Source organism: Lysinibacillus sp. NPDC056185 (assembly GCF_047737915.1).
In the GTDB taxonomy this organism is placed as follows: domain Bacteria; phylum Bacillota; class Bacilli; order Bacillales_A; family Planococcaceae; genus Lysinibacillus.
In genome coordinates this window covers 66,870-79,647 of record NZ_JBLLLQ010000021.1, presented here as the reverse complement: position 1 = coordinate 79,647, position 12,778 = coordinate 66,870, and the positions used below count along the sequence as shown (strand labels likewise).

Here is a 12,778-nt window from a genome sequence, read left to right as displayed (position 1 = left end):
TCCAGCTCCAAGCATATTGAAAGTCTAATAAACTTCTGTCAAAAGATTCGCCAATATTTTGGTTAAATAACTGAAGCTTTTCTTCGGTTCAATTCCGTAATTTGTTATTTTATACATATTTATTGTAAATTCCCCCGAATATATCCTGATAAGTTGTTATAATAGTTTTTTTAGAAATTTAAGATTTATAAATTCGATATTCTTTTTTGTAATAAATTATTTTATGAAATGAATTAGAGGTGAACCATAGGTGAAGCAGGTGTTGGTAATTAAGAATGAACGGTCTTTAGCAAAGAAAATCGTAAGCGGCCTAAAGCAAGAAGGCTATTTCATTTTAACACTTCACAATGAAAACAAAGGGTTAAATATAGTATATGAGCAAGATTGGGATATTATCATATTGGATTGGGATTCGTTAAGTATACCTGGACCGGAAATTTGCAGACAAATACGGGCTGTTAAAACGACACCGATAATCATTGTGACCGATAATGTGTCCAGCAAGGATTGCATAGCAGGATTACAAGCAGGAGCAGATGATTATATAAGAAAACCATTTGTGAAAGAAGAATTAGTAGCAAGGATAAAAGTTATTTTAAGAAGAGGGGACCGTATCCAGCCAATCGAGACTACTTTCTTTCGGTTTAAAGATCTCTTCGTTGATGCATCCCGCAATATTGTGACAAAAGGTGGCGAAAATCTCCCGCTTACTAAGCGTGAGTATGACTTACTTTTATTTTTAACCAAGAATAAAAATAAAGTATTAAGCCGTGAAATGCTTTTGAATCAGGTTTGGGGATATGACGTAGCAGTCAATCCAAATGTAGTGGATTTATATATTGGGTATTTAAGAAAAAAGCTAAGGTGCGAGAAGAAAGACCGGTATATTCAAACAATCCATGGTAGGGGCTATTCAATGATTGAATAGTAAAAATAAGATAAGAGGTAAAGTACAATTTGTCACAATAATCAATATCTAACATAATCGAGAAAACACGAGTATAAACAGTTTCATCCTGTTTTGCTCGTTTTTTTGTTCTATTAAATCTGATAATCAAACAGTTTCTAGTAGATATTTTAAAGAGACGGAAACTATAAAAAGGATACTTCACGTATTACTTTTTTTGTAGCCAATTCATGCTTGAAAGCAACTTTCTTTATAAACTTATATCTTTCACAAGATTTTCACATAATTAAAGACTATACTGATTCACAGAACGATTAAATGAAAATGATTATCAATAGCAATTGAGATGGTTAGCGATTATTATCCAATTCAATCTATAGACTTCATCGTTTTCAAAATAAATTACATAAGGAGTATATGTATGAAAAAATCTATGTTTTTAAAATTAGTTGGAATTTTAGCAGTTTTGACTTTGATGTTAGCAGCTTGTTCAAGTAATAAAACTAATGAAGAGTCAAAGTCTAATGAAGATAATGGAAGCGAAGAGGTTGCTAAGCCTACGACAGTTGAAATCACTGATGCTCATGGAACTGTTACTGTCCCTGTAAACCCAAAGAATGTAGTTGCTTTGGATAATAGAACTTTTGAAACTTTAGCTGATTGGAACATTGACTTAGTAGCTGTTCCAAAGGATGTAATGCCTGCGGATTCACCATATGTAAAGGACGATTCAGTTAAAAATATTGGAAATCACCGCGAACCAAATCTTGAAATTATTGCAGCTGCAAACCCTGAACTTGTAATCGTTGGTCAAAGATTTGCTGGTTATTACGAAGAGATCAAAAAATTAGTACCAAATGCAGTTGTTATTGATCTTAATGTAGATGTTTCTGAGGAAACTGCTACGCCTGGGGAAAACTTAGTAAATGGACTTAAAAATTCTACAATTGCTTTAGGAAAAATTTTCGATAAAAATGAAGAAGCTAAACAAGTGGTAGCTGATTTTGATAAAGTTATCGAAGATGCTAAATCTGCTTATAATGGAAAAGATAAAGTTATGAGTGTTATCGTTGGTGGTGGGGATATTGGTTTCTCAGCTCCTCATTCTGGACGTGTTTGGGGACCGATGTATGAAATTTTCGGTTGGGCTCCAGCATTAGAAGTTGCTGATTCTACATCAGATCATAAAGGTGATGAAGTTTCTGTTGAAGCTATTGCACAAAGTAATCCTGATTGGCTTTTCGTATTAGATCGTGATGCTGCAATATCTGGTGAAGAAGATTCAGTTCCTGCTCAGGATGTTATTGCTAACGCACCTGCTCTTCAAAAAACAACTGCTGTTTCTAAAAAACATATTGTTTATGCACCAGCAGATACTTACACAAATGAATCAATTCAAACTTATACAGAGTTGTTTGAAAACCTTGCAAATACTTTAGCTAAAGCTAAGTAATGTAAAGGGGTATAAAATAGTGCTGAAAAATGTAACTTCTAGGGTTGAGATAAATTCTCAACCCCAGTTTTATAACTACAATAAGATATGGACAAAACCTTTTATATTAGCGATTATAGTTGTTATTATTCTAGGCATTATATCACTGTTTACTGGAGTGTATGATATACGTGGACAAGAGGATGGAATGGAAATGTTTTTCATAACTCGTGTTCCGAGAACAGCTGCATTAATGCTTACTGGAGCTGCAATGTCAATGGCAGGACTCGTAATGCAACTGATCACACAGAATCGTTTTGTTGAACCTACTACAACAGGGACTATTGAATGGTCAGGTTTAGGGCTGCTTTTCGTTTATTTATTATTTCCTGCTCCGACTTTAGTGCTAAGAATGACTGGTGCAATCATTTTTTCTTTTATAGGAACTATGATTTTCTTTTTATTTTTAAGAAGAGTTAAACTTCGCTCGTCTTTAATTGTCCCGATTATTGGATTGATGCTTGGAGCTGTTATTTCTGCAGTGTCCACTTTTATGGGACTTCTTTTTCAAATGACACAAAGTATTGAAACTTGGTTTGTAGGTTCTTTTGCGCCTGTTCAGGTGGGAAGATATGAATATTTGTGGCTAATTGTTATCGTTACTTTGTTTATTTTTATTTATGCTAATAGATTGACTTTAGCTGGACTAGGAGAAGATGTCGCAACAAGCCTTGGCGTTAATTACAACAGGATTGTTCTTTTTGGTACTGTTCTCATTTCTTTTGCAGTTGGAATTGTTGCAGCTGTCATTGGAAACTTACCTTTCCTGGGTTTAATTGTCCCAAACATTGTTTCAATGTATAGAGGTGATGATCTTAGGAGTAATTTACCTTGGGTATGTTTGATAGGAATGGGGACTATAACTGCCTGTGACATAATTTCTCGAACAATTATAATGCCTTTTGAAGTACCTGTTTCTTTAATACTTGGAACAGTGGGGTCAGTCGTGTTTATTATTATCTTATTGAGACAAAGAAAACCAAGGAGGCTACGATGAGCACATTGGAATATAGAAATAAAGAAAATGTCGAAATCGATTCTAGCCTTCATAATAAAAATAGATCAGCTAGGGCTTTTCGTTCTAAGAAGGAAGAAAGGCGTTATTGGATTTTGCTAATAACATTGATTGCTTTTGGCATCCTTTCTTCATATGGACTTTTAGTTTATAACAATCCAGTTCCGATTGATTCACCTTCTTTTATCCCAGTTGTTAAGAGAAGGATAGTAGCTCTTGTTGCAATGATTATTGCTGCAGTTTGTCAGAGCTTGTCGACTGTTGCTTTCCAATCCATTACGCATAATAGGATTATAACTCCTTCGCTTTTAGGTTTCGAATCACTTTACTCAACAATTCAAACTAGTACTATATTTTTCTTTGGGGCTAGTGCATTGATAAATTTTACTGGGATTGGATCATTTTTATTTCAAGTTGTTGTTATGGTCTTAATGAGCTTGATCCTTTATGGATGGCTACTTTCTGGTAAATACGGGAATCTACAACTTATGCTTTTAGTTGGAATTATTATTGGCACTGGGCTAAATTCTGTGTCAACTTTCATGAGAAGACTACTTGCGCCTTCTGAATTTGATATTTTACAGGCAAGATTGTTTGGTTCTGTTAATAATGCAGATTCTGCATATTTTCCTATTGTAATTCCTATAGTAATAATTGTAGCAATATTACTTCTTGCTCATTCTAAGAATCTAAATATATTGTCACTAGGAAAGGATGTTTCTACTTCTTTTGGAGTTAAATATCAATCTAATGTAATTTATACTCTTGTATTAGTTGCTATTTTGATGTCTATTTCAACAGCTTTGATTGGACCACTTACTTTCTATGGCTTTTTAGTAGCAACTTTGAGCTATCAGGCGGCGTCAACTTATGATCATAGATATATTTTTCCAATGGCTCTTGCTATAGGATTTTTGATAATAACGAGTGCATACTTTTTGATGTATCATGTATTCCATGCTCAAGGTGTAGTATCAGTTATTATCGAATTATTTGGTGGAATAATATTTTTAACTGTAGTTTTAAGGAAGAGGGCTTTATGATAAAAATTGATAATGTTAAAAAGTTCTATACGGATGAGGTAAAAATAGGACCTTTGGATATTGAAATACCAAAAGCGGGTTTTACTTCTTTAATTGGCCCAAATGGCGCTGGAAAGTCTACGACACTTTTGATGATTGGAAGACTGTTGGATATGGAGGAAGGTCAAATTCAGGTGGCAAATATGGATGTTTCCGAATCCAAATCGAAAGACTTATCAAAAATTTTGACTATATTGCGCCAAGAAAATCATTTTGTAACTAGGCTTACTATTAGACAACTAGTTGGATTTGGACGTTTTCCTTATTCAAAGGGAAGGTTAACTATAGAAGATGAAGTTATTATTTCTAAATATATCGATTTTTTAGACTTAACTGATTTAGAGAATAGATATTTAGATGAGCTTTCTGGTGGTCAAAGACAAAGGGCATATGTAGCAATGGTTTTGTGCCAAGAGACTGAATATGTACTTTTGGACGAGCCTCTGAACAATCTTGATGTTGCTCGTTCTGTTCAAATGATGGAGCATTTGAGACGTGCGGCTAATGAATTTGGAAGAACAATTCTGACTGTGATGCATGATATAAATTTTGCAGCCAAATATTCTGATAGAATTTGTGCTATGAAAGATGGACAAATTGCCGCTTTTGGAACAGTAGAAGAAGTTATGGACTCGGAAATTTTGACAGATATTTTCGAAACAAAAATAGAAATTATCGAAGGTCCTTATGGGCCACTCGCTGTTTATTAGTTACGAAGTTTTAAAAAAGAAGCATCTCAAAAAATGAGTATGCCAAATAACTAATAGAGAATTAAATTATTTACTGTAGCTTGCATAGATCATAATAGCTACTCTAGTTGAAGTTGCTGTCTGTATTTTACAGGTGGCAGCTTTTTCAAATGCCATTGCTCACGATAATGAATTGAAGTATTTCATAACGAGAAGTTTAGTGATCTTAATATACTCTGACATTTTTCAAGGAGTAATCAAAAAGGATTACAAAACCAAAATAACATAATATTGATAGTCGCTCGACCGTATAGTATCATTTTCATTCTTATTTGTTGTGAGAAAGGTGGATTGACTTTGCTAATTGAAAGTGTAATAGACCTCATATCGAGCCTTAAAGGGTATTCATCTATAAAAAAGTCGAGAAAGGATACTCACTAGATGAAAAATACATAGTTATCGTCGGCCAAAATCAATACTTTATACGAGTATCTGACATACAATATCACGAAAAGCGAACCATCGAATTTTCATTGCTTCAAGCATTAGAAAAACAAGGTGTACAAACGCATAAAACAATAGAATGTACTTTATTGATTGAGGCTAATCTTTCTGTCATGGTATTAAGTTATATTGAAGGATACCCTGCTGATGAATTCATGATGAATCTTTCTGAGGTGGCGCAATTTAATATAGGTCTTGCTGCTGGAAATGAATTAAGAAAAATTCATCAACTACATGACCATGCCCTGCAAATGATACACTGGGAAGAAGCTCAAAGAAAGAAATTCAGCTTTTACTTAAATGAATATAAAAAAGATAGCTATCAACTGCCAAGAGAGCATAAAATATTAAACTTTATTGAAAACAATTTCCACCTTCTTAAAGATCGACCTATAACTTTACTCCATGATGATTTTCATCTGGGCCATATCATCGTTCTAAACAACACGTACAATGGCGTAATTGATTTTAATGGCTATGATTTTGGTGACCCCTATCATGATTTTTATAATCTTTCTTTATTTAGCAGAAGACATAGTATCCCATTTTGTATTGGACAAATAGATGGTTATTTTACAGAATCTCCAGACAATACATTTTGGCGAATATATGCCCTTTATGCAGCGATGAATATCGTCTCTACGATTGTATGGACGAAAAAATATGATGAACAATCTTTCGATGATGCATTGGAAAGAATTCATCTCATTTTAGCAGATCATGACTATTTTAATTTGGATAAACCATTATGGTATAAGTCCATACCTATTGATAATGTTACAGGTTTATAAACGGGGATATGTCTACTATTGGATATTTTTAAACTGAACTAATACTTATAAAATTTAGTTCAGTTTTTATTTATGAGCAAAATCTACTCTTAAATTATTCAACTGACGGTGCAGTTTAATGTAAGAAGGGACGTGTTTTATGAAAGATATTAAATCGACATCTATTCAACCTAATGTAAGAGAACTTTTATCCTTCGCAACCTCTGAAAAGAATGTCGAGAAAGAATATGAATTATATATGCAATCTCCAGTAAGAGAGTTATATGGATATGACCTTGAATCTGAGGTTGCTGGTTGTATTGGAATAGAATTTTTAAGTCCAAGTTGTTGTGAAATAAAACATATCGTAGTATCTCCAAATCGTAGGGGAATAGGTATTGGGAGTAAAATGATTAGCTTTATTTTGGAAAAATATTCTTTTTCTTTTATGTTTGCTGAAACCGATAAAGATGCTGTGAATTTTTATAAAAATTATGGATTTAAGATAAAGAGTTTAGGTGAAAAATATCCGGGTGTGGAACGATTTCAATGTATTTTAAAAAGTTAATAGGACTAAGTCTTCTTCAACTATCGGGAGCTTTACTTCAAATAAGGAATAGAGCCTTTTTCTACTTAACGCAGTTTAGTTGAGAAGGTCATATATTTATGGTGATGTTTATGAAAAAATATGGAGGGAATTATGTGTAATTCTATTAATTATAAAATATGGACTGTTTGTATGATTCAAAGTGAAGAGAAGGTTTTACTTCTGGATAGACAGCACGACAATTTCAAAGGATTTATTCCACCGGGCGGTAAAGTTGAGTTTCCTGAAAGTATTGTAGAGAGTGCTATCAGAGAAGTAAAAGAAGAAACCGGGTTAGAAGTTAGAAACCTCATTTATAAAGGGCTTTATGAATATGTTAATCCAGTAGCTAAAGATAGATATATGATATTTAATTACATAACAAAGGATTTCGAGGGTGAACTTTTGAAAGATGCTCCTGAGGGGAAACCTGTTTGGGTAGATATAGAGAACGCATATAAACTTCCTATGCAGACATCGATACGGAGAAGATTTCCTTTATTTTTTAAAGATGGAACATTTGAGATTCAAGTTGAATGGAACCACGAAGAAAATAAAGAAGGGAAGGTTACTATACGTAACACATAAAATTTCTTATTAGACTAACGAGGGCAATTGTTCAATAGAGCAGTTTAGTTTTATACTTTTGGGATTTAAAAGATATAGGGGGAAAAAGACATGCAAATACTATTAATTCGTCACGGGGAATCGGAAGCAGATATTTTAAACGTACATGAAGGAAGAGCTGATTTTGAATTAACGGAAAGAGGTAGAAAGCAAGTGGGAAGTTTATCACAAAAAGTAAAAAATAATTTCCCACCAGATTTTATATGGGCAAGTACGTTAAAAAGAGCACGTGAAACCGCTGAAACATTAGGAGAAACTATTGGGTGCCCAGTGCAATTGGAAGAAGAGTTAATGGAGTTTAATAATGGTGTACAAGCTGGATTATCCTTTGAAGAAGCGAAAAAGTATCCGGAGCCAAAATTTTTTCATGACCGTTTTGAAAATGGAGAATCATTCATAGAATTTCGAATGAGGATTGAAACGATATTTTCTAAGATTGTAACAGGAAATAAATATGAACGAATTGCGATTGTTGCTCATGGCGGGGTAATTAATAATATATTACGTGCTTTTTACCAAATGCCAATCAACATGGATTATTATTTTAAAATTGGAGATACAGGAATTAGTTTAATTGAACTTACTGATAAGGAAAAGGTAATTCACTTTATAAATGATACGAATCATTTAGAGAATATATAAGATAAACTTTGATAAAAATTTTGTCCAACCTTTTAATTAAAACACACTATTTAATCAATAGAATCCCACCGTTAATTTTTTTCAAAACGGTGGGTTTTTATAACGAAAATCAACTTTTGCAGCATACTTTTAATCAAGTTTTATTTCAAAGCTATGAGGAGGACATTTATATGAGGACAGATATAGATAATTGGGAATCAATCACCGTAACAGAAATTTATAAGCTCTTTTCTATTATTCCAATTAAATGGGGTATTGCAGGGGGATGGGCTTTAGATTTACATTTAGGCAAACAGTCAAGGGTACATGATGATATAGATGTAATAATACTTCGAGAGGAACAATTGACTGCCTATAATCATTTGTCAGGTGATTGGATGTTATACAAAGCAGAGAATGGGAAACTTGTTCCTTGGCAAGAAGGCGAGTTTTTAAAAACCACAAATGACATCTGGGCTACTAAAAGCAATAGTTCTCCCTGGGCTTTTCAAATTATGTTAGTAGAGACAGAGCAACAATCCTGGATATACAGGAGAGAAAAATCTATTCGAAGAAGATTAGAGGAAATATTTTTAAGAACAGATGATGAGATACCTTACCTGAGACCCGAGATTCAACTCCTTTATAAAGGTGGCAGCTCAAAGGTTAGAGAAAAAGATTTTAAAGATTTACAAATTATGCTTCCATATTTACTGCCTGAACAAAGGGATTGGCTAAAAATGACTTTGAAAAGACAATTTCCAACTGGTCATTCGTGGCTTGATTATATCTAAGTGTGAAATATGATTCAAAATATAAATTGAGCCAAATGTTAATTAAATACTTCTTGAAGTGGGAGATTGCTACTGAATAAATATAAATATCTATTTGATTATTTGTTGACATTTCAAATGAAAATGATTATCATTATCATATAAAGAGTGTTCCTTGACTACAATACAGTGTAGAGAGGATGAACTTTAGCTACTTTTCTCCAGAGGTTTGCTAGTTCATGAATACGAACCTGAACCCCCCTCATATTTCGGGAACGTGAAAATTTCAGACGACTCACCTATGATAGGTAAGTCGTTTTTTTATGTTTATGAGCAAAAAATGGTTTTTATAATATTTTTTTGGGCGATATTGCTGAAGTGAAGAACTGATTACTAGCTTTTTACCATAAAGTAAAAGAGATAAAAATTACAGCATTCTTAAAAGCCATTCAAATATTGAAAAACTGAAAAGTAGAAAGTTTAAATAGCTTTAGTTTTTATTATTCAAAAGGCTTCTTGGAAGGCATAATAATAAAACAAAAGGTGAAGGGACGGAATGCATATAGCTTTAGACGTTTCGATCACTTTCGAGCAAAAATCTTATTGAAATTAAAGTATAAAGAAATCAGAGTTTATTGAGGTAAAGGTGCTGAAAGTTTACACCCCTAAACATTTGAACTAGAAACAAAAAACAGCCTATGATCATAACACAACAAGCTGTTTCTATAACAAAGGTGAAGCTCAACCTTATGCTAAAGAGGCAAAGGACTATACGATTAAATTGTTAGAACACGCCAAAAAGGTTGAAGCGGTTTACGATGTTGGACCAGAGACAGATAACTATGATCGCTTATTAACCTATGTCTTCATTGATGATGTAATGTTGCAGGAATCATTATTAAAAGAAGGACTTGCAGCAGTGCGCTTTATTCATAAACCAAACAATACGTTGGAGGATGAATTTAGAGAAATCCAGCAAGATGCTGAGAAAGAAAAATTAAATATTTGGTCACATCAAAATTACTTCCAAAAAGATGGTTTCCATCCGGAAGTATTAAAATAAAAGTGATCGATTAAGGGACTGTCCCAAAAGGCAATGAAAAATGCCTTTTGAGGACAGTCCTTTCTTTATTCAAAATATATAATAGTAAATAAATGTTTTGGCGAAATGTATTAAAAGAAATAACTATGTTGAACAAGTATTTAAACAATATGATGCACATCGTCAAAAACGTATTCAAGATTTATATAAGCAATGCTGGCAACCAAGAGATGAACTAAGTTATCTGAAGCAATCGCCCCCTTGAAACCGAATAGGAGAGCAACATTTCAAATAATGTTCCATGATATAACTATCTATGTAATATAACTATGTTTGAACAAGGAGATGGAAGCATGAGTAAGTTAGCAGGCAAAATAGCTTTAGTTACAGGATCAAGTCGAGGAATTGGCCGCAGTATTGCATTGCGTCTGGCACAAGAGGGAGCCTTTGTCGTAGTTCATTACGGGAAAAGACGACATGAGGCAGAAGCAGTTGTTCACCTGATCGAGCAAAGCGGAGGAAATGCTTGCGCGATTGGTGCGGACCTTAGTACTCTAGATGGCATTCAAGATTTATTTACTACTTTTGATGATACTATTCGGGAATATATGGGCGGTAACGGATTCGATATTCTTGTCAACAATGCTGGAATTGGTCAAATTATCAGTTTAGAAGAGACGACGGAAGAATCATTTGACGAGGTAATGAAAATTAATGTCAAAGCGCCACTTTTTGTTACTCAACAAGCTTTGCCACGTTTAAAAGATGGAGGACGCATTATTAATATTTCATCTTTTGTGACACGTGCAGCTTCTCCAAGTGTCTTCACGTACAGTATGACCAAAGGTGCTATCGACACATTTACGCGTCTTCTAGCCAAACAACTAGGGAGCCGTAATATTACGGTAAACGCCATCCAGCCTGGAATTATTAATACAGAGATGAATGCTGAGACTTTGGAAAACCTTGATGGACAAAAATATGCGGCTGGTCTTTCAACCTTCAACAGATGGGGAGAACCCGAGGATGTGGCAGATATTGCCGCCTTTCTCGCTTCCTCAGACAGCCGTTGGGTAACTGGTCAATTGCTCGATGCAAGTGGCGGATCTCATCTATAGAACCTGCAAGATAACGAATTTATAAGGATCTTCAAATGAAGTGACCCCAAAAAGTTAGACACATATTTTAAGCAGTTACTGAGGAATGAACTCTGTATTGGACAGGGTTCATTCCTTTTTATTTTCCTTTAATTCGTTTGTTATTGTAAATAGGGGTCCTGCCGCATTGCTAGCAAGTTAAAAAATCTGTTGTTCCCCAAAACGATAAAAATAAACTTCGGTAATATAAAAACACAAAATTTCCATTTAGGGGGTACTTTAAAATCTTAGCTTAATGGGCATGAGGGCGTCCTCCTATCCTTTTAGTTATAGCCCCTGAATTGAAGAATTTTCTCTACGGTTTATTGTTAGCGAATAAATAGCAGAGATTAAGGCTAAAACTACCATAATACCAGCTACCCACGTGTTGATAGTTACAGAATAGTAGTCTACAAGTAAACCACCCAAACCAGAACCTAAAGCTACTCCAAGATGTAAAAATGAAGTATTTAAACCTAATTGGATATCTGAGGAATCGGGAGCAGACTCAGCTAGATAATTTTGTACAGCTGGACTAAGAGCCCAAACCATCACACCGTATAGTACGACAACAATCAATAAACTGATCATTGATCCTGTAGAATAAGGTAATAGGAACAAGGAAACTGCAAAAAGTATAAGAAATGTGAGTATAGTTTTTGCTCCGCCAAATTTATCGGATGCCCAGCCACCTATCCAACCACCTGTTATTCCAGCTATACCAAAAACAAGTAAGACCATGCTAATCATATTTGTTGATAAGCCCATTGTTGTTTTAAGAAAAAGCGTGAAATAAGTATAAACTATGAAATGACCAGTCAGCTCCAAAACTGATATGAGCTGGATTGATGCGATTTTTTTACTTTTTAATGTGGCTATTTGCTTAAGTAAAGGAATGGCTGGTTGTGGTGGAACCTTAGGTAAAAACTTAATGATTCCTACCATAGAAACAATACTTAAGACTGAAACTAATACAAATGTCATTCTCCAACCGAAATTTTCACCGATAATAGTTCCTAATGGTACACCTAACACTAATGATGCACTTAAACCCATAAAAATTAATCCAATAGCTCTTCCTCTTAATTCCGTTGCAACAGTATTGGCAGCCATTGTTACGGAAGTGACAACCACGATAGAGCAGCTAGCTGCAAGAATAATTCTAGCTATTAATAAGGTTGTAAAATTCGGACTAACTACAGATAAAATATTACCTCCTAGAAAAGTTAACATTGCTATGAGCAGTAATTTACGTTTTTCTACTTTAGAAGTTAAAGCAATAAGTACTGGAGCCCCAAAGGCAAAAACCAAAGAAAAAACTGAAACTAACTGACCGACTGCTCCTACAGAAACATGTAAATCTTCTGCAATCATGTTGATTATCCCAGCGATCACCAACTCCACTGTACCAGCAACAAATGTGGCAAGTGCTAAAACAAAAATCCCAATATTCATTAAAAATTCCTCCTAAAAACTATTAAAAAATGAATCTGGAATCAAAGATACTCCTTAGAGTGCACTATAAAGCAAGTGT

At 34.1% G+C, this 12,778-nt stretch carries 12 protein-coding genes and 2 pseudogenes; 13 read left to right on the top strand and 1 reads right to left on the bottom strand.

Annotated elements, in window-relative coordinates:
* Positions 1–250: 250 nt before the first annotated feature.
* The 13 genes and pseudogenes from ACMZ42_RS18695 to ACMZ42_RS18635 all read left to right on the top strand — a co-directional run bounded on the left by ACMZ42_RS18695 (position 251) and on the right by ACMZ42_RS18635 (position 11,226).
* On the top strand, positions 251–928 hold the full coding sequence (locus ACMZ42_RS18695; RefSeq protein WP_415732350.1) for a response regulator transcription factor: 678 nt from the start codon (positions 251–253) through the stop codon (positions 926–928).
* Positions 929–1,328: 400 nt separating this feature from the next.
* Complete coding sequence (locus ACMZ42_RS18690) at positions 1,329–2,360, top strand: siderophore ABC transporter substrate-binding protein (RefSeq protein WP_370076778.1); 1,032 nt, start codon at positions 1,329–1,331, stop codon at positions 2,358–2,360.
* 19 nt (positions 2,361–2,379) lie between these two features.
* Positions 2,380–3,396, top strand: a complete 1,017-nt coding sequence (locus tag ACMZ42_RS18685; protein WP_370076780.1) for an ABC transporter permease — start codon at positions 2,380–2,382, stop codon at positions 3,394–3,396.
* Positions 3,393–4,457, top strand: coding sequence for an iron chelate uptake ABC transporter family permease subunit (locus ACMZ42_RS18680; protein WP_370076782.1), 1,065 nt, complete (start codon positions 3,393–3,395; stop codon positions 4,455–4,457). Before ACMZ42_RS18685 ends, ACMZ42_RS18680 begins: the two co-directional genes overlap by 4 nt.
* On the top strand, positions 4,454–5,206 hold the full coding sequence (locus tag ACMZ42_RS18675; RefSeq protein ID WP_415732349.1) for an ABC transporter ATP-binding protein: 753 nt from the start codon (positions 4,454–4,456) through the stop codon (positions 5,204–5,206). The genes ACMZ42_RS18680 and ACMZ42_RS18675 overlap by 4 nt, the downstream gene beginning before the upstream one ends.
* Before the next feature lie 386 nt (positions 5,207–5,592).
* Positions 5,593–6,480 (top strand): aminoglycoside phosphotransferase family protein, encoded by an 888-nt coding sequence (locus ACMZ42_RS18670; protein WP_415732362.1) that lies wholly within the window; start codon positions 5,593–5,595, stop codon positions 6,478–6,480.
* A gap of 139 nt (positions 6,481–6,619) precedes the next feature.
* Positions 6,620–7,027, top strand: coding sequence for a GNAT family N-acetyltransferase (locus tag ACMZ42_RS18665; protein WP_415732348.1), 408 nt, complete (start codon positions 6,620–6,622; stop codon positions 7,025–7,027).
* 132 nt (positions 7,028–7,159) lie between these two features.
* Positions 7,160–7,633: an 8-oxo-dGTP diphosphatase gene (locus ACMZ42_RS18660; RefSeq protein WP_415732347.1), complete on the top strand. Its 474-nt coding sequence runs from the start codon at positions 7,160–7,162 to the stop codon at positions 7,631–7,633.
* A gap of 90 nt (positions 7,634–7,723) precedes the next feature.
* Positions 7,724–8,314 carry a histidine phosphatase family protein gene (locus ACMZ42_RS18655; RefSeq protein WP_415732346.1) on the top strand — a complete coding sequence of 197 codons (591 nt, stop codon included), beginning with the start codon at positions 7,724–7,726 and terminating at the stop codon, positions 8,312–8,314.
* A 170-nt stretch (positions 8,315–8,484) separates the two neighbouring features.
* Positions 8,485–9,087, top strand: coding sequence for a nucleotidyltransferase domain-containing protein (locus tag ACMZ42_RS18650; protein WP_415732345.1), 603 nt, complete (start codon positions 8,485–8,487; stop codon positions 9,085–9,087).
* A gap of 465 nt (positions 9,088–9,552) precedes the next feature.
* Positions 9,553–9,705, top strand: a pseudogene (locus ACMZ42_RS18645) (ISL3 family transposase); the annotation flags it as partial.
* 103 nt (positions 9,706–9,808) lie between these two features.
* Positions 9,809–10,129 (top strand): annotated as a pseudogene (locus ACMZ42_RS18640) (thermonuclease family protein); the annotation flags it as partial.
* 332 nt (positions 10,130–10,461) lie between these two features.
* A complete protein-coding gene (locus tag ACMZ42_RS18635) occupies positions 10,462–11,226 on the top strand; it encodes an SDR family oxidoreductase (RefSeq protein WP_415732344.1) in 765 nt (254 codons plus the stop codon).
* Between the two features lie 306 nt (positions 11,227–11,532).
* On the opposite strand, the gene ACMZ42_RS18630 is transcribed toward ACMZ42_RS18635, so the two are convergent.
* Positions 11,533–12,699 (bottom strand): MFS transporter, encoded by a 1,167-nt coding sequence (locus tag ACMZ42_RS18630; RefSeq protein WP_415732343.1) that lies wholly within the window; start codon positions 12,697–12,699, stop codon positions 11,533–11,535.
* Positions 12,700–12,778 lie beyond the last annotated feature (79 nt).

Bases quoted from the DNA above. Each gene is read 5' to 3' on its own strand.
- ACMZ42_RS18655 (WP_415732346.1), top strand. From the start codon at position 7,724: ATGCAAATACTATTAATTCGTCACGGGGAATCGGAAGCAGATATTTTA.
- ACMZ42_RS18650 (WP_415732345.1), top strand. From the start codon at position 8,485: ATGAGGACAGATATAGATAATTGGGAATCAATCACCGTAACAGAAATT.
- ACMZ42_RS18635 (WP_415732344.1), top strand. From the start codon at position 10,462: ATGAGTAAGTTAGCAGGCAAAATAGCTTTAGTTACAGGATCAAGTCGA.
- ACMZ42_RS18660 (WP_415732347.1), top strand. From the start codon at position 7,160: ATGTGTAATTCTATTAATTATAAAATATGGACTGTTTGTATGATTCAA.
- ACMZ42_RS18675 (WP_415732349.1), top strand. From the start codon at position 4,454: ATGATAAAAATTGATAATGTTAAAAAGTTCTATACGGATGAGGTAAAA.
- ACMZ42_RS18665 (WP_415732348.1), top strand. From the start codon at position 6,620: ATGAAAGATATTAAATCGACATCTATTCAACCTAATGTAAGAGAACTT.
- ACMZ42_RS18690 (WP_370076778.1), top strand. From the start codon at position 1,329: ATGAAAAAATCTATGTTTTTAAAATTAGTTGGAATTTTAGCAGTTTTG.
- ACMZ42_RS18630 (WP_415732343.1), bottom strand. From the start codon at position 12,699: ATGAATATTGGGATTTTTGTTTTAGCACTTGCCACATTTGTTGCTGGT.
- ACMZ42_RS18680 (WP_370076782.1), top strand. From the start codon at position 3,393: ATGAGCACATTGGAATATAGAAATAAAGAAAATGTCGAAATCGATTCT.